The sequence below is a fragment of the Candidatus Vesicomyosocius sp. SY067_SCS001 genome, assembly GCF_014706615.1.
GTDB lineage: Bacteria > Pseudomonadota > Gammaproteobacteria > PS1 > Pseudothioglobaceae > Ruthia.
The window spans coordinates 560,558-581,245 of sequence record NZ_CP054877.1; the positions used below are offsets into that span (position 1 = coordinate 560,558).

At 30.4% G+C, this 20,688-nt stretch carries 19 protein-coding genes and 1 tRNA gene; 4 read left to right on the forward strand and 16 right to left on the reverse strand.

What is annotated here, in order from left to right; genetic code table 11:
• Positions 1-15 precede the first annotated feature (15 nt).
• The 9 genes from HUW60_RS02670 to HUW60_RS02710 all read right to left on the reverse strand — a co-directional run bounded on the left by HUW60_RS02670 (position 16) and on the right by HUW60_RS02710 (position 8,870).
• Positions 16-1,230 (reverse strand): IscS subfamily cysteine desulfurase, encoded by a 1,215-nt coding sequence (locus HUW60_RS02670; protein ID WP_190600012.1) that lies wholly within the window; start codon positions 1,228-1,230, stop codon positions 16-18.
• A 1-nt stretch (position 1,231) separates the two neighbouring features.
• Positions 1,232-1,651, reverse strand: coding sequence for an Rrf2 family transcriptional regulator (locus HUW60_RS02675; protein WP_011929921.1), 420 nt, complete (start codon positions 1,649-1,651; stop codon positions 1,232-1,234).
• Positions 1,652-1,733: 82 nt separating this feature from the next.
• The gene (gene cysE, locus HUW60_RS02680) at positions 1,734-2,432 is read right to left on the reverse strand and encodes a serine O-acetyltransferase (protein WP_190600013.1); all 699 of its coding nucleotides are present in this window, start codon (positions 2,430-2,432) and stop codon (positions 1,734-1,736) included.
• A gap of 69 nt (positions 2,433-2,501) precedes the next feature.
• Positions 2,502-3,341 carry a lysophospholipid acyltransferase family protein gene (locus HUW60_RS02685; protein ID WP_238924432.1) on the reverse strand — a complete coding sequence of 280 codons (840 nt, stop codon included), beginning with the start codon at positions 3,339-3,341 and terminating at the stop codon, positions 2,502-2,504.
• On the reverse strand, positions 3,334-4,062 hold the full coding sequence (locus HUW60_RS02690; RefSeq protein WP_238924433.1) for a PP-loop family protein: 729 nt from the start codon (positions 4,060-4,062) through the stop codon (positions 3,334-3,336). Before HUW60_RS02690 ends, HUW60_RS02685 begins: the two co-directional genes overlap by 8 nt.
• 562 nt (positions 4,063-4,624) lie before the next feature.
• Positions 4,625-5,995, reverse strand: a complete 1,371-nt coding sequence (locus HUW60_RS02695; protein ID WP_190600016.1) for a TolC family protein — start codon at positions 5,993-5,995, stop codon at positions 4,625-4,627.
• A complete protein-coding gene (locus tag HUW60_RS02700; protein WP_190600017.1) occupies positions 5,992-6,516 on the reverse strand; it encodes a shikimate kinase in 525 nt (174 codons plus the stop codon). The genes HUW60_RS02695 and HUW60_RS02700 overlap by 4 nt, the downstream gene beginning before the upstream one ends.
• A gap of 198 nt (positions 6,517-6,714) precedes the next feature.
• On the reverse strand, positions 6,715-7,644 hold the full coding sequence (locus HUW60_RS02705) for a branched-chain amino acid transaminase (RefSeq protein ID WP_190600018.1): 930 nt from the start codon (positions 7,642-7,644) through the stop codon (positions 6,715-6,717).
• Between the two features lie 2 nt (positions 7,645-7,646).
• Positions 7,647-8,870, reverse strand: coding sequence for an aspartate kinase (locus HUW60_RS02710; RefSeq protein WP_190600019.1), 1,224 nt, complete (start codon positions 8,868-8,870; stop codon positions 7,647-7,649).
• 429 nt (positions 8,871-9,299) lie between these two features.
• Here HUW60_RS02710 and HUW60_RS02715 point away from each other — a divergent pair, with 429 nt between their 5' ends.
• The 3 genes from HUW60_RS02715 (at position 9,300) to rsgA (ending at position 11,777) form a co-directional block, all read left to right on the forward strand.
• Positions 9,300-10,547, forward strand: coding sequence for a M48 family metallopeptidase (locus tag HUW60_RS02715; RefSeq protein WP_190600020.1), 1,248 nt, complete (start codon positions 9,300-9,302; stop codon positions 10,545-10,547).
• Positions 10,548-10,604: 57 nt separating this feature from the next.
• Complete coding sequence (locus HUW60_RS02720) at positions 10,605-10,853, forward strand: hypothetical protein (RefSeq protein WP_190600021.1); 249 nt, start codon at positions 10,605-10,607, stop codon at positions 10,851-10,853.
• Between the two features lie 84 nt (positions 10,854-10,937).
• Positions 10,938-11,777 carry a ribosome small subunit-dependent GTPase A gene (rsgA, locus tag HUW60_RS02725; RefSeq protein ID WP_190600022.1) on the forward strand — a complete coding sequence of 280 codons (840 nt, stop codon included), beginning with the start codon at positions 10,938-10,940 and terminating at the stop codon, positions 11,775-11,777.
• A 395-nt stretch (positions 11,778-12,172) separates the two neighbouring features.
• Here rsgA and HUW60_RS02730 read toward each other — a convergent pair whose 3' ends face one another.
• From HUW60_RS02730 to HUW60_RS02760, 7 genes are all read right to left on the reverse strand, one after another.
• The gene (locus HUW60_RS02730; protein ID WP_190600023.1) at positions 12,173-12,550 is read right to left on the reverse strand and encodes a DUF423 domain-containing protein; all 378 of its coding nucleotides are present in this window, start codon (positions 12,548-12,550) and stop codon (positions 12,173-12,175) included.
• A 346-nt stretch (positions 12,551-12,896) separates the two neighbouring features.
• Positions 12,897-12,972 (reverse strand) — tRNA-Lys (locus HUW60_RS02735).
• Positions 12,973-13,065: 93 nt separating this feature from the next.
• Positions 13,066-13,344: an HU family DNA-binding protein gene (locus HUW60_RS02740; protein WP_190600024.1), complete on the reverse strand. Its 279-nt coding sequence runs from the start codon at positions 13,342-13,344 to the stop codon at positions 13,066-13,068.
• A 31-nt stretch (positions 13,345-13,375) separates the two neighbouring features.
• Entirely contained in the window at positions 13,376-15,082 is a 1,707-nt protein-coding gene (rpsA, locus tag HUW60_RS02745; protein ID WP_255501584.1) for a 30S ribosomal protein S1, read from the reverse strand.
• Positions 15,083-15,154: 72 nt separating this feature from the next.
• On the reverse strand, positions 15,155-15,832 hold the full coding sequence (gene cmk / locus HUW60_RS02750) for a (d)CMP kinase (RefSeq protein WP_190600026.1): 678 nt from the start codon (positions 15,830-15,832) through the stop codon (positions 15,155-15,157).
• Positions 15,833-16,103: 271 nt separating this feature from the next.
• Positions 16,104-17,594, reverse strand: coding sequence for a lysine--tRNA ligase (gene lysS / locus HUW60_RS02755; RefSeq protein ID WP_190600027.1), 1,491 nt, complete (start codon positions 17,592-17,594; stop codon positions 16,104-16,106).
• A gap of 930 nt (positions 17,595-18,524) precedes the next feature.
• On the reverse strand, positions 18,525-18,959 hold the full coding sequence (locus tag HUW60_RS02760; protein WP_190600028.1) for a cytochrome c-type biogenesis protein: 435 nt from the start codon (positions 18,957-18,959) through the stop codon (positions 18,525-18,527).
• Positions 18,960-18,997: 38 nt separating this feature from the next.
• On the opposite strand from HUW60_RS02760, the gene HUW60_RS02765 reads away from it, so the two are divergent.
• Positions 18,998-20,569 (forward strand): ATP-binding cassette domain-containing protein, encoded by a 1,572-nt coding sequence (locus HUW60_RS02765; RefSeq protein WP_190600029.1) that lies wholly within the window; start codon positions 18,998-19,000, stop codon positions 20,567-20,569.
• The last annotated feature ends 119 nt before the right edge of the window (positions 20,570-20,688 follow it).

The following is a 20,688-nucleotide window of genomic DNA, read 5'->3' on the forward strand; positions in this document are numbered from 1 at the left end:
TATATTACACTTATTTTAATGTGCCGACCATTCAACCTTACTAATATCAACACCATCTTTGAACATATCCCAAAGTGGTGATAAATCACGTAATTTATCAACTTTAGCTCGTACTAAATCTATAGCTTTGTCAACTTGTACTTCAGTAGTATAACGTCCAATAGTAAATCTAATTGATGAGTGGGCTAATTCATCGTTTAAACCCAGAGCACGTAGAACGTACGAAGGTTCAAGACTTGAACTAGTACAAGCTGAACCTGAAGATACAGCAATATCATTAATAGCCATCATTAGTGATTCTCCTTCAACATAATTAAAACTAATGTTTAGATTACCGGGAATACGATTTTCCATATCACCATTTACCACAACCTCTTCCATATCAATAAAACCTACTAATAAACGATCACGCAATTGTCTAATTTTTGTATTTTCTTCTCTCATTTCAACTTGTGCTATCGCAAAGGCCTCGCCCATGCCAACAATCTGATGTGTGGCTAGAGTTCCTGAACGCATACCTCTTTCATGTCCACCGCCATGCATTTGCGCCTCAATTCGTACACGTGGCTTACGACGTACATAAAGCGCACCCATACCTTTAGGTCCATAAATTTTATGGGCTGAAAAACTCATTAAATCAACGGATAATTCTGATAAATTAATCGCTACTTTTCCTGCTGATTGTGCCGCATCAACATGAAAAAAAATATTATTATCATGGCAAAGATTACCAATAGCTTCAATATCTTGAATCACACCAATTTCATTATTAACATGCATGATTGATACCAATATAGTATCTTCACACATAGCATCTCTTAAGATATTTAGGTCTAATAAACCATTTGACATGGGATCTAAATACGTCACCTTAAAATCTTCACGTTCTAATTGTCGACAAGTATCTAACACAGATTTATGTTCAGTTTTTAAAGTGATAATATGCTTGCCTTTTTTATGATAAAAGTGTGCAATACCTTTAATGGCCAGGTTATTAGACTCAGTCGCACCAGAAGTCCAAACAATTTCTTTTGGATCAGCCATAATCAAATTAGCCACCTGTTCTCTGGCTTTTTTAACAGCTTCATCGGCTTGCCAGCCATAATAATGAGAATTTGATGCAGAATTACCAAACTTACCATCCTTTGTCAAATATTGTATCATTTTTTGAGCAACACGTTCATCAACAGGGGTTGTTGCTGAATAATCCATATAAGTAGGTATTGACATTTTATACTCCTTTGTTTGAATTATGATCGTCAATTACCATTTGCAAGGTCTTGCCGTTCAAAAATGTTCTAATTTGTTCACTAACCTCGCACCACAATTGATGAGAAATACATTGACGTCCATTGTTACATACTTTAATGCCTTTACAACGACGTAAATCAATATTTTCATCTACTGCCTCAATAATTTGGGTTAAATTAATATCACAAGCTTTAGCATCAAGTAAATAACCACCACCTGGTCCACGTACACTTTTAACCAATTCAGCACGACGTAATTTGGCAAATAACTGTTCCAAGTAAGACAATGAAATATTTTGTCTTTGTGAAATAATGTCTAGAGTAATGGGTTTTCCAGTGTCATTAGATGCCAAATCTAATATTGCAGTTACTGCATAACGACCTTTGGTTGTTAATTGCATATCGGTCCTAATTCTAATAATAACAATAATTATACACTTAACCTAGTTATTTAGTCAAGTAAAGAACCTTAACACCAAATAGTTATTTACTTTCAATCTCCAAATCATTCATAGAAGCTCCTTGCTGGTCTTTAATATTCAATTTCTTTGAAATCTTATGCAATTGTAAATCCACATCGTGCAAATGTAGCAAAATAAAATTAATAGCCTTAACAGTAGGATCATCAACATTATTACCCACAGCATAAGAGTCAAAATGGCTTGATTGAATTTTATTATTTTTCAAAACACGACCAGGAACACCAACAACTGTCTGAGATTCATCAATAGATTTAACTACCACAGAATTTGAACCTACTCTAACATTATCAGCAAGTACAATTGGACCTAGTATCTTTGCGCCAGCGCCAATCACTACATTATTACCTAAGACAGGATGGCGTTTACCTTTTTGCCAAGTTGTTCCACCAAGTGTAACTCCATGGTACAAAGTACAATCATCACCAATTTCAGCAGTTTCACCAATAACTACACCCATACCATGATCAATAAAAAAACGCCGACCAATAACAGCACCGGGATGAATTTCAATACCTGTAAACCATCTTGCTAGTGATGATACAAATCTTGCTAGCCATTTAAATTTAAACCTCCACAGTCGATGACTCAAACGATAAAATAACATAGCTTGCACACCTGAATAACAAGTTATAATCTCAAAGACATTTCTAGCAGCAGGATCACGATCAAAAATACTTTGAATATCTTCAATAAATTTCATAGGTAAAATTATATCATATAAGCCCATAATGCCTCAAATTTCGTTTATATATAAACCAATTCTATTGTATTAATACTTAATAACTGATTTAAAACGCTTATAATTCCATAAATATTGCTCTGGTTGAGTTGTAACTAAATCTTCAATAACTTTATTCATTAATGATACATCATCTCCAAGTATATTAGTATCAGACAGTATTTGTACTGGTTTAAGATTAAGTTCATAGCCCTTGGCGTTTGGTAGACGTTTTGTCCACGCCATGATTACTTTAGCATTATTCTTTCTAGTAAGTCTTACTAGTAAAGTCATGGTACGTGTATTTTGTGAAAAAAATGGTGCTAAAATACTACCAATTTCACCAGGATCTTGGTCAGGTAAAATAGCAATAAGTTGTTTTTTATTAATTGCTCTTTGTAATTTAATAACACCTTCTTTATTAGCTGGTACCATTAATAAGTTCCCCTGCTCTCGTTTTGAAAGTAATAACCTGTTTTGTTGTTTATTTTTTAAAATTTTATACATAAATGTGACTGGCTTAATTAGTGATATCATTCTAGCTACCAACTCCCAACAGCCAAAATGTGGTACTAATAAGATAATAGCTTTATTACTTCTAAGATGATGAATACCCAAGGTTTTTGTAACGTATTTGACATTATCATCAAAATTCTTAAACCAAATAAATCCAGATTCACTTAAACCTTTACCTAACTCTACTAGAGATTTTCTAATTAGAGTCTGTTGTTGTTTTGAGTTTAATCCTGGAAAACAAAGTTGAATATTTTTACTTACTATAGCTCTAGAGTTAGACTTTGTTAAATACAAATATTGGCCAATAACCATACCAATAAAATGATTTAATTTCAGCGGTATAATTGAAAAAATCCAAAGAATAAACCTAATCATTATAATCTTTCTTGGTTTCATCCAACATAGGTTTCATGGCGCTTAGTAAATTTTTGTATAAATTAGGTGTGCGTTTTTCTTCAGTTAATAACCACTTCTTAAAATGTGCCCGCTCAGTAGGTATTTGGTAACAAGCTGGACAAGAATCTTTAATCACAGGTAAATGTGTTATTTTGGCAAAATCAGCCAATTGTCTTTCTCGAACGTATGTTAGTGGGCGAATAATTCGTAAATCCTTTGCATCATTAATATAATGGGCCTTCATAGTTTGAATTTTGCCATTATGACACATTGACATCATTAATGATTCAGCCAAATCATCCAAATGATGTCCTAATGCTAAAACATTATAACCTTCACGTCGCGCAACTTGATACATTAGTCCTCGTTTAATACGAGCGCAAAAAGAGCAATACGAATTTCCTTTCATGCTTTTCTCAGCTTGCTTCATAATCGAAAAAGTTTCGAAGAAATACGGCGTATCAAATTTTCTAAAAAAATACTCCAAAGCTTGTGGCTCAAAACCATCTATTTTAGGGTCAATAGTAACCACTCCAAATTCAAAATAAATTGGAGCAGAAACTAAAAAATGTCGAAAAATATGGAACAAACTCAACGAGTCTTTACCGCCAGATACTGCCAGAAGTACTTTATCATTTTTCTTAATCATTTTAAAATCATTAATAGCACGACCCACTGATTTAACTAATAATTTTGGCATAACTATTCTAGACTTAACCATATATCTTTTCTTATAAGGATTTATTTTATTTGTGAAAACCGTTTTATTTATCTTTTTAGAATTACTGTATTCAAATTATTTTTAATACCTGCTATACATAAAAAGTCTTCTCGCTATTAGTTATGTTAATGGATATTTCAGATAATAATCTTTTTTTTACAACTCCTACTTAGATCACCTTTATTAATAGTATGAGACACTAATCAAATGAAATAGTGCCATAATAGAAAACTAAAATAGTAAATACATTGTAGTTGCTAACTCTTTTATTAAATAACCGATATTTGTGTTATTCTTTCTAAGAATTGTAACTTTATATTTAATACTTTTTACATAAAACTATAATTGGATAAAAACTGTTTTTTTAAAAGGAATAAAAAATCAAATCTTGATAGTTATGAAAGGTAAAATTCATGTTATCTAATTCGGTCAAACCATTTAGTAACATACGAATAATTTCATTATATTTTGAATTTAATTGACAGATTTTATGTTTAATTAAAACGAATCTTACTCAGGTTATACGATTATATATCATAATTTATAATGGTGATAATTGATCAATGATTTCTTTAAAATTAAGCACTGATTCTTGATAATTTTTAAATACTTGGATATAATTAAGATTTGCACTTTGTTCATTATTTTGCGCTGCAATAACAAAACTTACCTGAGAGTTAGCATTATTATATCTTCGTCTTTCTTCAACAGTTCGAGCTTTGGCAGTTTTTATTTGTGCTTTGCTTAATTCAAGCATTTCTACTAAATATTTGATCTTTTGTTCTAATACATATGCTTTAGCATAAATACTTAGTAATTGTTCTTGCTTTTTTTCTTTAGCTTTAGCAAGCATTATTTGTGTTTTTGTAATGTTTGATTTAGCTTGAATATTACCGATAGGATAGCTAAAATCTAAGCCAATATTCCATGATGAACTTGGATTAGAAATAGAGTTTGTATAATAGCTACTTTTACTCTCATTCGTAATACCAAGTTTTAAGTCAAATTGTGCTTTTGAATTACTCTTATCATTCTTTAATTGAAGTTCTAACAAATCTTGATTTAAATCAGCTATTTTTAATATTCTAGAATTATCTAATAAGTACTGTTTAAGATCATCTTTATTAATTATGTAGGGCTTATATAAATCAAATTCAGCTTTAACGCTATAAAGATTAATATCTAACATAATAGATAGTTCATAACGTAAAATATTCAAATATTGTTGAGTTTGAAGTTGCCTCTGTTTAGCACTATGATAAGCATCTTCTTGTAGTAACACATCAACTTTGTCAATAACTGCCATATTAAATTTTTGTTTAACTAAAGTTAATTCTTGAGTTGCTAAATCTAGACGTTGATTATCAATTATTAAACGCTCTTGTATGTAAGCTAAATCAATAAATTTCTTTAATTGGATAAGAATAAAAGCTTCTTTTTGTTCAGCAATATTAAGTTTAGATATTTGTATGTTAATACTAGATAAACCCGTATTTAGTTGATCATTTATACCACTTGCATTCTTTAATAATGGATGCACATAATCAATAGATAATTTACTATTATTAGTATCTAGATTAATATTTGTATTCTTATTTTGTTGTCCCCAGCTATGTTTAAAAGTAATATTAGCACCTGAACTTACTATTTTTTTAGTTGCTAAAAAATCAACTGAAATGGTATTTAAATTATTATCTATATCTGCATTATTAAAATTAGTTTTTACTCCAACAAGCCAATCTTGATTAGCTGTAGTTACTTGTTGATCAATTTTCTTAATTTGTAAAGATAAATCAAGCTTTGTAAAAAAAGGATGTATCTCTTCTAAACGTTCAATAAATTTATTTTGTGTCATTGCTTTAGCATTAAAACAAAAAATAAAAATAAAAATAAAAATAAAATGTTTTTTCATATCGGAATGACTTTTATAATTTCACTAACAATAGCGTATAATTTTTTATCTGTAGTATCAATTACTACATCTGCCACTGTCTGATATAAAAACTCCCGTTTTAATAATAAATTATTAATAGTTCTTCCTCTGTCATATGATTGTTCAAGTAGAGGCCTAGATTTAGAATTCATGGTATACTTAAGTAATTGTTCAACTGTTGATGATAGATATATTACAAAATTACCCTGTTTAAGGATTTTTCGATTTTGAGGATTAACAACAATGCCACCACCAGTGGCAATAACAATATGCTTAATTTCACATAAATCAGATAATATTTGTATTTCACGTTTGCGAAAGCCTTTCTCTCCCTCTACATCAAAAATATGATTAATAGAAACACCTGTTCGTGCTACTATCTCAAAATCTGAATCAAAAAAATCACGATTAAGAATGCAGGCTAAACGACGACCGACTGATGTTTTACCAGAGCCCATAGGCCCGACTAAAATAATATTTCTTGATGAATTGCTACTCACGAAAGGTTATACTGATTCGTAACTGAAATAACCATACGAATACGATATCTTATCATTTTTGTTAAATTGAAAAAATACCATAAGTTTCATATTCTATTTTTATTCCTTTGGTTTTGAGTAATAAAATAATAATTTTTTTGCTTTTACAATACTAAAATAACATGTTTTTTTGAAAATCGTTCACATAATATAAATTCATTAACAGAATCCCTTAACAATCCAATATTGATATTGCTCATTTCTACCATAAACACAATTAAAATATAAAGTTTGCAATTGTTCGGTTATTGGACCACGTGTACCTAAACCAATTATACGATTATCCAGCTCACGAATAGGAGTTATTTCTGCTGCAGTACCTGTAAAAAATGCTTCATCTGAAATATATACCTCATCACGAGTAATATGTTTTTCAATCACTTTATAACCTAAATCAGTTGCTAATTTAAATACTGTATCACGGGTAATTCCTGCTAGAGCTGAAGTTAAACTAGGTGTGTAAATAACACTATCTTGCACAATAAAAATATTTTCGCCACTACCTTCAGCCACGAAACCATCAACATCTAACAACAATGCTTCATCATAACCATCAATTAATGCTTCCTGTAAAGCAAGCATTGAATTAATATAGTTACCATTAGCTTTAGCTTTAGTCATAGTAATGTTAACATGATGACGCGTATAACTTGAAGTCCGAACACGAATACCATTTTTCATACTATCCTCACCTAAATACGACCCCCACTCCCAAGCAGCAATAATAGTGTGTACCTTAAGCCCATCAGCACGTAATCCCATACCTTCTGAACCATAAAAACACATAGGGCGAATATAAGCACTATCAAGATTATTTTTAACAACTGCATCTTTTGCGACTTGATTCAGTTTGTCTTTGGAAAAACCAATATCCATATTCATAATCTTAGCAGAATTAAACAACCTATTAACATGCTCTTCAAGGCGAAAAATTGCTGCTCCTTTTTGGGTTTCATATGCACGAATACCTTCAAACACACCCATACCATAATGCAGAGTATGAGTCAATACATGAACTTTAGCTTCACGCCAATCTACCCAATCACCATCAAACCAAATTAAGCCATCTCTGTCATCAAACGTATGCATTTTTATTCCTTATCCAATTCAAATACAGCGTGTAATGAACGCACTGCCAACTCTAAATATTTTTCATCAATCACTACTGAAATCTTAATTTCACTAGTGGAAATCATCTGTATATTAATACCCTCATTGTATAATACTTCAAACATTTGAGTAGCAATTCCAGCATGAGAACGTATGCCAATACCAACTAATGATACCTTAACTACTTTATCATCACTTTGAACAGCTATTGCACCTATTTCTTTACATACATTATTTAATATTTTACTAGCAGTCTTGAAGTTATTTCTATGTACAGTAAAAGCAAAATTAGTTAAACCTTCACGTGCAGATACGCTTTGTACAATCATATCAACTTCAATATTAGCACTACTAATTGGATTTAAAATTTTAAATGCAATACCAGGATCATCTAGTACGCCGATTAAACTTAATTTTGCCTCATCTTTATTATGAGCAATACCTGAAATAACTACCTGTTCCACAATATTCTCCTCTCTCGTAATTAGTGTACCTAAAGGATTATCAATCAAAGATGATAACACTCTTAATGGTACTTTATATTTTGATGCAAACTCTACTGAACGAATTTGCAAAACTTTTGAGCCAAGTGATGCCATTTCCAACATCTCTTCATAACTAACAACATTTATTCTTCTAGCATTTGTCTCAATACGTGGATCAGTTGTAAAAACACCATCTACATCAGTATAAATTTGGCATTCATCAGCCTTAAGCGCAGCAACAAGTGCCACAGCAGTGGTATCAGAACCACCACGACCCAATGTAGTAATGTGCCCATTTTTATCTACCCCTTGAAATCCTGCAACGACAACAACCTTACCTTGATCTAAACTTTGTAAAATACGATGATTATCAATTGACTTAATACGCGCTTTACCATGCTCAGAGTCAGTCATAATACATACTTGCGGGGCTGTGTAAGAAACTGCATCACAACCTAATTGTTGCAATGCCATAGTAAGCAGAGCAATTGTCACTTGTTCTCCAGTCGTTAATAGAACATCCATTTCTCTTAAAGAGGGTATATCTTGAATGGTTTGTGCAAGCGCAGTCATTCTACTAGTTTCACCGCTCATGGCAGATACACTAACCACTAATTGATGGCCTTTCTCTTTAAATACTTTAATTTTTTGTGCAACTGCCTGAATACGCTCAACCGAAGCGACTGAAGTACCGCCATATTTTTGTACAATTAACGCCATTAATTATATTCAATTAACCAAAAAAATCCTACTAAAACAATCTTTTTAAAAAGTATTTAATACTTAATCACTGTTTAATTATTAAAGATATATTTTGTCTTGAAAGCATAAATCAGAAAATCAGCGCAATCAATACATAAATAATTAATGCCTCGGAAATAAATACAGCTAATGCCTAAACACCTATTAATTGTACCATTAATAGCGGTATAAAATTTTTTATAATAATACTAAAATTAAAAAAATATTGTAACATTTTTTCCCTTGCTTAATGATAGGATAATTATTTAGAACCAAAAAAAATAGTTAAAGTTTGATTAAGTCCTATCTTAGTTTAAAAATCTTTTAAACGTTATAATAATACTCCCTATTGTTTATCAATCCCTATTTATTCTAGGTAAAATAACAATTTTCGTTTTTCTAAAAAACATGACATCTAATTTATTTACTTTAATATTTCTAATAGCTATTTTTATCTATATTACTATATTGTTGTGGCTGAACATCAGACAAAATAAAACTATTATTCAATCATTTGACAAGGTACCTAGTGAATTTAGAAAAGAAATTACACTAAAAGACCACCAAAAAGCAATTGAATATACACAAGCTAAACTTAAATTAAATCATTTTGAAGTTATATTTTCAACCACTATTTTACTACTATGGACAATTGGTGGAGGGTTAGATTATTTGGATAACATTTGGCAAGAACAAACTAACAATATCTCATATGCAGGTGTGGGATTTATTATAAGCTTGATAATACTAGGAAGTCTAATAGATTTACCATTTAGAGTATATCAGACTTTTGTATTAGAACAAAAATTTGGGTTTAACCAAACAAATATGAAAACTTTTATTACGGATTTACTTAAAAGCGCATTACTTATTTTAGCTATTGGTTTGCCACTAATTTATGCTATTCTTTATTTAATGGGTATTATGGGTGAATATTGGTGGATTTATGTTTGGTTAGTTCTCATTATATTTTCTCTATTGATATTTTGGCTTTATCCAGCTTATATTGCGCCGATTTTTAATCAATTCAAACCCTTAGATAATATTGAGTTAAGAACTAAAATTAATAATTTACTTGGACGTACAGGATTTAAAAGTGATGGTATATTTGTGATGGATGGTTCTAAAAGATCATCACATGCCAACGCCTACTTTACAGGTATTGGTCAAAATAAGCGTATTGTATTTTTTGACACACTTATTAAAGGTATGAGTGATAATGAAATTCAAGCAATTCTTGCTCATGAACTAGGACATTGTCACTACCAACATGTCATTAAGCGCATGATTAGTTCGTTTATCACATCCTTACTAGGTTTAGCATTACTTGGTTATTTAATTAATCAAAATTGGTTTTTTCACGGGCTCGGTATTAGTCATCCATCAAATCATAGCGCGCTGATTTTATTTACACTAACCATACCAGTGTTTAGTTTTTTTATTGCTCCTATTAATAATTATCTATCACGAAAACATGAGTTTGAAGCTGACGTCTTTGCTGCTAAACATACCAATGCAAATGATTTAGTATCTTCACTGGTAAAATTGTATCGAGATAATGCCACAATTCTCGCACCAGATTATCTGTATTCTTATTTTCACGACTCTCATCCAAGCGCGTCTATTCGCATTAATCAGATTAAGACTTATAAGTAACAAGTTACTTAAAATTAACTAAAGGAGAAAATTATCAATCAGTTACTATTAGCTATAATGTTGGTTACATCAAGTGACACATTTTCCAATGAAAAAGGTAAAGCTTTACACAAAGAATCTTGTATCAATTGCCACATTATTGAACACAATAATACTTTTTATACAAGAAATAATTCGCGCTTACACAATCATTTTGATTTGCGTAAGCAAGTGAGTAATTGTGTTAATGCACTTAACATTAACTGGTTTCCTGATAAAGAAAAATCAGTTGTAAATTACTTAAATGATGAATATTATAATTTTTAAAAAAAGCGACTTAAAAAAATTCAAACGCAACACAACACTAAAATAAATAGATCCTCAGATACATTTAACAAAGTACACACAGGCTTGGTTATTACTCGTTACAGAGAACGATTATTAGTTAAAATAAAATCAGGTGAGTTGTACCAATGTGTTACCAAAAACAATATTGATTTATCCGTTGCTGGTGATAGGGTTATCTTTCAGATAACGCAGTCTAATCAAGGTATAGTCACTGCCCTACTTGAACGTCATAATCAACTTTATCGTACACATAAACTCATTGCTACTAATATAGACCAGCTATGGTTAGTGGTTGCTATAGAACCACATTATCAATTTGAATTGATCGATCGTTATTTAATAGTGGCTGAGAATGCAAAATTACCTATTAATATAGTGGTTAATAAAGTTGAGTTAACAAATAATATTAAAAAGGTTAAATATGATTTTTCTATGTATGAAAATATTGGTTATTCAATCAATTTTTTAAGTGTCAAAAAACAAATAAATATCGATAAATTAAAACTTAAACTAGACAATAAGACTCATATCTTTTTGGGTCAATCCGGCGTAGGAAAATCTTCACTAATTAATAAACTAATTCCAGAACTAAAATTACGGGTCAATGAAATATCCAAAAAAAGCAAACTTGGTAAGCATACAACAACGAATACTACGCTTTACCAGATTCCTTCAGGTGGGTATTTAATTGATTCACCAGGTATTCGTAAATTCCAATTAGATAAACTCAGTAATCAAGAAATTTTAAATGGGTTTAAAGAATTTAATCCATTTACTAATGCTTGTAAATTTAGGAATTGTGCTCATATCTTTGAACCAAAATGTGCAATTAAATCAGCAGTTAAATTAGGCAATATTCACAAGAAACGTTATCAATCTTATATAACACTAATTTCATTATAAAACAAGATTATTTATTAAAAATTCCATTTACTGAAAAATACATTCATAAATTTTAATTAGGTCTCTATATAATATATCATCTATTTCATAATCATCAAAATAGGATAGACACTTCTATTTATATAAAAAATAACTATAGCGTATTGAGTTGTATGTGTGTTAAATTTAAAGCCATCAATCTATAATTATAGATGTTAGTTATTATGGAATATACATTCATTAAGAATAACTCTTAACATTAGTACAGCCTATATTTTATAAGTTCTTTTAAGTTAATAAAAAACATAAGTTTTTCAACAGTAAACAATAAATAGCGCGTCTTTAAATTTGACATAATCATCCACTGAAATCAATGGTAAGATTCACACTTTGTGTTCTATCAAAATAGATAAATATTATTTTATTTTGGAGAAATTAAAAGCAAATCTTGCTACACTTAACCAGCCAAGAACCAATAACATACCACCTACCGGCGTAATAAAAACCAAACTATACAATTTAGTCAAAGTGTATAAATACAAACTCCCTGAAAACAGAACAATACCTGCTATAAAAAGCCAAATACTTTGATTAATAGACTTAGATAAAATACATTGTGATTGTATAGCTAATATTGCAATCATAAAAGTATGATGCATTTGATAAGTTATTGCTGTTTGTATACGCATAATATCCTCTATCGGTAGGATATGCTTAAAAATATGTACTAACATCACATCCATCACTACTGCTAGTGTACCACTTAATGCTATAAATATCCAAAAAAAATTCATCTATTACTTTCCTTATTATACAAAGTCTTACAATCATACACTTAAATAGTGTAATCTCAATTCGGAAACATAACAGATAATGTAGAATCTGGGTTAAACTAAAATTAAACCTAAAAACATTTCACAAAGAAAGGAAATTATGTTTTGATACTAGATTGAAACTTTTGATAAAAATTGATAATGATGTATATAAGAGTTAATTTTAATATAAGATTAATAAGATTACTATTTTCCTTAATTGGTATTAACCCCGTCTAATACAAAACAAACAATAAATACATTTCTCTGCTCATATTTATGGCTACAATCATACCTATTTGCTAATTATAAATCAATTCTTTATATATGGTGGGGCGTGAACGATTTGAACGCTCGACCAGCGGATTAAAAGTCCGATGCTCTACCAACTGAGCTAACGCCCCTATTTATTTAACATTCTAAATTTTAGAATACTTCACGTACAGATATAGAAGAATGAAATTATACATTAATCGTACTTTATAAATTAATCAAAACTAAATCTTATTAATGATTTCTTTAAGAAATTTACCTGGTTTAAAAAATGGTACAAACTTCTCACTTACCTCTGTCCTTTCGCTAGTTTTAGGATTAATACCTTGTCGAGCTTTACGATATTTCTTATAAAAACCACCAAAACCTCTTATCTCAACACCTTTACCAGAAACAATACCTTGTGTTAATTCTTCCAAGATTACTTTAACTGCTATCTTGGCATCAGTTTTAGATAAATTAGAACTATTTGATAAATTTAAAATAAGATCAGGCTTTTTCATAATAGGTAAAAAGAATCACACTTCACTATTGTTATTTATTATCTTTTGCTTCTTTTAACAAATCACCTAATGTAGAACCAGATATTATATCAGAAGACTGCTTATTATAATCTTCCATTGCCGCTCTTTCTTCCACTGAGTTTTTTGCTTTAATACTGACTAAAATGTTACGAGTTCTTCTGTCAATATTCATAATTGCAACTTCTATTTCTTCGCCAGTTTTTAATATTAAAGTCGCATCTTCAACACGATCTTCTGAAATTTCCCCTACTTTTAAATAGCCTGTAATATCTTCATTCAAACGGATAACTGCGCCACGTGAATCAACTTCCATAACCATACCTTTAACAATTGATCCTTTTTTATTAGCAGATACATATCGCATAAATTCATCTTCTAAAAGCTGTTTAATACCTAAAGAAATACGCTCTTTTTCAGCATCAATATTCAAAATAATCACCTCTAACTCTTGCCCTTTAGAATAACTAGATACCAATTGATCTGAAGATTGTTTCTCCCATGAAATATCAGCTAAATGAATTAAGCCATCAATACCACCTAAAAGGCCAACAAATAAACCAAAGTCAGTAATTGATTTAACCCTAACAGGAATTTTATCACCCTTATTATGTGTTGCTTCAAATGATTCCCAAGGGTTTTCTTGAGCTTGTTTCATAGATAATGAAATACGATGCTTAGACTCTTGAACATCTAATACAACCACTTCAACTTCTTGACCTAATTTAACAATTTTAGAAGGACGAGCATTAGCATTTGTCCAATCCATCTCACTTACATGAACCAAACCTTCAACACCCTCTTCGATACTCAAAAATGCACCATAATCTGTTAAATTAGAAACCGTACCTTGTACTTTCTTACCGATAGGTAGCCGATCTGAAATACTATCCCAAGGGCTAACAGTTAGTTGTTTAAGACCTAATGATACACGCATTTTCTCTTTATCATAATTAAGTACCTTAACAGTAATTTTATCGCCAATAGTTAATTTTTCAGATGGATGGTTAACACGTTGCCAAGAAATATCTGTAATATGTAACAAGCCATCAACACCTCCAAGATCAACAAATGCACCATAATCTGCAAGGTTTTTAACAATACCTTCAATTTCTTTACCTTCTTCAAGCTCTTCAAGTAGCGCCTCTCTATCTGCAGAATTAGCTTCTTGCAATACAGCTTTTCTAGAAATCACAATATTATTTCTAACTTCATCCATCTTAATAACAATAGCTTCAATTTCTTGACCCGTTAGATATGAGAAATCTTTTACTGGACGTACATCAACTAACGATCCAGGTAAAAATGCTTTAACTACGCCAATATCCACCGTTAATCCCCCTTTAACAGCACCAGTTACAACTCCAGTTACAACTTCTTTAGAATTCATTGCTAATTCAAGCGCATGCCAAAGCTTAATACGCTTAGCATCAGCATGTGATAATAAAGTATTACCCAAGCCATCATCAATTGATTTAAGTGCAACTTCGACAATGTCACCCTCTTCAACCTTCAATTCTCCTTGTTGATTTTTAAATTCATCTAGTGGAATAAAACCCTCTGATTTGAGTCCAACATTAACAATCGCTTTTTCACGATTGATACTAACAACGGTCCCCACTAAAAGTGCACCAACTTTTACGTTTTGTTGTTCAGCACTATTTTCAAACAGTTCGGCAAATGATTCTGACATATTATTATTTTGATATTGACCGGTAATTCTTAAGCTATTTGCGGTATAGTATGTGCTTAATATATTATCGGGTTAATTTATTTTAAGAGGTTTAACCGCTTAAGCCTCAACTAATTCTATCACTTGAATGATAACCTCATCAATAGACAACTTAGTGCTATCAATAATGAGTGCATCTTTGGCAGGTTTAAGTGGTGAGTATTTACGAGTATAATCACGTTTATCCCTATCCACGACATCTGATAAGATTTTCAAAATTATACCATTACTACCTTGTGCTTGCAATTGTTTTAAACGTCTATTAGCTCGCTCATCAACACTTGCAGTTAAATACACTTTAAATAATGCATCAGGAAAAACAGTTGTTCCCATATCCCTACCATCTGCCACCAGCCCTGGTGTTTTATAAAAATCCTTTTGGCATTTTAAAAGCATAGCACGAACAATCTCAATAGAGGCAATTTTCGAAGCTATCTTACCTATTTTCTCTGTACGTAAAATCTTGGATACGTCTTTACCATCAAGATAGATATTCACAAGTTTTTTGCCAGACTTAGTTTTAAATTTTACATCAAGAGTTTCTGCAATCTTTCTCAAAGCCTTTTCATCAGCAATATTAATTTCTCTAGTATCAATTGTTAAAGCAAAAGCGCGATAAATTGCACCAGAATCTAACAAATGCCAGTTTTTTTTTTGTGCCATAATTTTTGCTATAGTGCCTTTTCCAACCCCACTTGGACCATCAATGGTTAAAACTGGTATTATATTTTTACTCATTTAATTATAACCTATAAATTTAAACCTCTTAATTTTGTCATTAACCACATTTGACTAACGTTTACTAAGTTTTTCCTTATAACCATGCACAGGTGAATATTTAACCCAACTCTTATTTATCATAAATATAATATAATAAGTTAAACTCTTACCACCATAATTTTTAAAATCATATTTTCGTGACATGATTGCATAATTTCTATCATGGCAACACATACAAACCTTAACCTATTTTACTATACACTAAGGAATATGAATAGTTGACATCTTCTTACTTTACCTCAGCACGCATATGAGGAAACAAAATAACATCACGAATTGACGGTGAATCGGTAAATAACATTACCAATCTATCAATACCAATGCCTTCTCCTGCCGTAGGTGGCATACCATACTCTAAAGCACGAATATAATCAGCATCATAATACATAGCCTCATCATTGCCTGAATCTTTCTCTTCAACTTGTTTTCTAAAGCGATTAGCTTGATCTTCTGCATCATTAAGTTCAGAAAAGCCGTTAGCAATTTCACAACCGCTAATGAACAATTCAAACCGATCAGTAATAAACGGATTATTGTCATTTCGACGTGCTAATGGCGATACTTCAGTTGGATACTCAGTGATAAAAGTAGGCTGTAATAATTTCTCTTCAACAGTAGTTTCAAAGATTTCAATTTGAATCTTCCCTAAACCCCAATTTTCTTTAATTTGAATACCTAATGCTTCTGCAGTTTGTTTAACATTTTCCTGATTTAAATCAGTTGCTATCAAACTTGGATTATATTGTAAAATTGAATTAATCATAGTAATGCGTTTAAATGACTTAGAAAAATCAAGATCGTTACCTTGATAATAGACATTAGTGCTGCTACATATATCAAGTGCTATACTACGAAATAATTTTTCTGTAAAATCCATTAAATCATGATATGTTCCATAAGCTTGGTAAAATTCAATCATCGTAAATTCTGGATTATGTCTAGTGGAAAGTCCTTCATTTCTAAAATTACGATTAATCTCAAATACTTTATTCATACCGCCAATAATTAAACGTTTTAAGTAAAGCTCGGGTGAAACGCGAAAATACATAGGCATGTCTAATGCATTATGATGAGTTTCAAATGGTTTGGCTGTTGCGCCACCTGGAATAGTTTGTAACATAGGTGTTTCTACCTCAATAAAATCATGATGATTAAAAAAATTGCGGATATAGTTAATAATTTGACTACGACGTTTAAACGTATTTCGTGATGTCTTATTCATAATCAAATCAACATAACGCTGACGATAACGAATTTCTTGATCAGACAAGCCATGAAACTTTCCAGGTAACGGGCGTAGTGACTTGGTTAACAACTTAATATCGTCAATACGAATTGACAATTCACCCATATTAGTTTTGAATAAAGCACCTGTAGCGCCAATAATATCACCAATATCCCATTTTTTAAACTGTTCATTATAAAAACTCTTAGGTAGCTTATCACAAGTAACAAAAAGCTGAATTTTCCCACTGGAATCTTGTACATGTACAAAACTAACCTTACCCATAACACGCTTAAGCATCATCCGTCCTGCTACTGATACTTGTATATTTTTTTTCTCCAGCTCTTCTTTAGAAAGACCTTTAAATTCTTGAACAATATTCTGTGCTAAATTTTCAGGCTTAAAATTATTAATAAATGGATTTCCAACTTCTCTTAATAAAGCCAATTTTGCTTTTCTTTTAAGAATTAATTTATTATTATCTTCGTCTCTCACTGGACTCCTTAATATGTTTTGTATTCTAACTCTGATTTATACCAATATCTTTTCTTTAACTAAATTTTATTTAAATGGCTCCAAACGTTATAATTGAACTAATAAAATATCACGATTATAATAGCCTTGATACGAAACTAGTATCCAATTACATACCAAAGTTAAATCTTTTAAAAAATTAATATTGATTGATTTTCATACAAATACTAACAAATCATAAATAGTGGAAATACATTAACTGTAAATAATGATAACTTTTATATAAGTGTTATTATGTCCTTAGTTGTTTGATTATAAATATCACTGTCAATATTATTTAACGTCATAGTCTGTTCAAAATATTGATTCTATAGTATAAAAAATAGATAATACAACCTTTAAATTATTTATAACAGCATTTAATATATTTCCTATCGACAAATCATTACTGCCTTGTAATTGATATAAATCAACTAAATTTAATGTATATTTACTTTAAAATATTTTTTATCAGCTAAATTCTTAAGTATTAATTATTAAACCGTTTGATTAAATCTTACTACTTACCTATAGCGTCATAATCAATTTTCTTATATTTACACCAGTTATATGTTTATATAAGAACAGCCTTTAAAAACAACTAAAATCTAATTTATTATCAATAATTAGATTTTAGATTTACTAGTCAAAATTATTTAGATATATTAGAATTAACTGTGTTATTATGCCAATAAACAAAATTTACATCTGTCACCATATTCTTACAAAGAACTTTCTTTCTCTTATATATTTATATCTTTACCCCCAATTATCATAGATAATTCTAATGTATTAGCAATAAACACATGATATAACTAAACTGATTGACTTTGTTCAAAAACAATATAATTAATTTTTTGTGTAATCTCAATAACACCACTTTGGTGAGTTGAATTAATAATTACTATTGATTTATTTTAATAAATCTTTAGCCTTAGTTGTATCTATATTACTTTTAATACTAGATTCTTGAATCAATAAAGAACGTACTAAAAAAAACAATCCTAAAACTAAAAATATAAAAGGCGTAAACCATAATAAATAAGTATTTTTATTAACTGGGGGTTTAAATACGATAAAATTCCCATATCTATCAGTCATAAATTGACGAATATTGTCATCGGTATTTTCTTCTAATATTAACTCTTTGACTTTTTCACGTAGATCTTTAGCCAATCCTGCATTTGAACCACCAATACTTTGGCCTTGGCAAACTGGGCAGCGGATTTCGTTAATTAACGCTTGATAACGTTGCTGTTGATTATTAACATAACTTTTAGCTTCAACACTCTCAACATGAGTATAACTAACAAATCCTAATAGGGATAAAATCGAATAAAATAGCACTAAATATAAATTTTATTAAAAAAAAATAATTTTAACCTATGCCATTGATTACACTTGACAATATTTCTCTTAGTTTTTCTGACAAACAAATCTTAAATAAAATAAATTTAACCATATATAAAGGCGACAAAATTGCACTTATTGGTAGAAATGGTGAAGGAAAGTCTACTTTTATGCGTATTCTTGCTGGTTTGACTGAGTCAGATAATGGTAAACTAAATATTAAAAATGGCAGTAAAATTAGTTATTTAGAACAAACACTACCACAAAATAATGATAAAAATCTATTTGATATTGTGGCAGAAGGTCTAGGAGAAATTGGCATTATTCTCACACAGTACCAGCATTTAATTAATGATGGAAAATTAGAACAGGCTAGCAAAGTACAAGAAAAAATTGATCAGTCAAATGGTTGGCAATATTTGTATAAAATACAAACGATTCTCAATCGTTTTACACTCAATGCTAATACAATTTTATCCACGCTTTCTAGCGGTTGGAAAAGACGTGTAATGCTAGCTAGAGCATTAATTCAAAATCCAGATATATTATTGCTTGATGAACCAACTAACCACATGGATATTACCACTATCCTTAATCTTGAGCATATACTAAAAAATTATAATGGCACTTTGATACTAATTAGTCATGATCGTTCATTTATTAAAGGCATTGTTAATCGCATATTTGATCTTGATCGTGGTAATCTAGCAGTATTTAATTGTAGCTATGTTAATTATGTCAAACGCAAAAATATACAACTTCATACTGAAAAAATCGCCAACGCACGATTTGATAAAAAACTTGCACAAGAAGAAAATTGGATTAGACAAGGTATCAAAGCTAGACGAACTCGCAATAAAGGACGTCTTCGCGCTTTACAATCTATGCGTAAATCATTCACAAATCGTCGTGTAAAAAAAAGCAATGCCAACATCCATATCTTAGATGATGAAAACCACATTTCCAAATTGATTTTCGAAATTAAAAAGATTAATTACCAAATTGCTGGCATTAAGCTAATTGAAAATTTCTCTATGCTAATTTTGAAAGGTGAAAAAATCGGTATTACCGGTGATAATGGCGCAGGAAAATCTACTTTCATCGAACTACTACTTGATAAGTTACAACCTGATAGTGGTTCCATTCTTAGGTCAAAAACCATTAAACTAGCCTACTTTGACCAAACGCAGTATCTTGACCCTAATATGAAAGCCATGGATTTCGCTTCTGAAGGCCGTGAACATATTGATATTGGTGGAAAAAGTAAGCATATTATTGGCTATCTACGTCAATTCTTATTTACTGAAAAACAAGCTATAGCACCGATTAGAATGCTTTCTGGAGGCGAAAAAAATCGCCTTATGTTGGCTAAAATTTTATCTCAACCTGCCAATTTATTAGTACTTGATGAACCAACTAATGACCTTGATATTGAAACACTTGAATTATTAGAGGAAATGTTAGTAAATTATAATGGCACTTTGCTTTTAGTTTCACACGATAGAACTTTTTTAAATAATGTTGTTAGTTCTACAATTGTTATGAACAATAATGGTATCATCAACCAATATGCTGGTGGTTATGATGATTGTCTGGTTAGAAAATAAGATAAATTAAACAAACCCAAAGTTAAAACAACTAAAAAATTTAAATAAAAATTGATTAAATTCAATTACATATTATGGGTTTTACAACAGGAAAGATATTATAAAGATTGGAAAACATT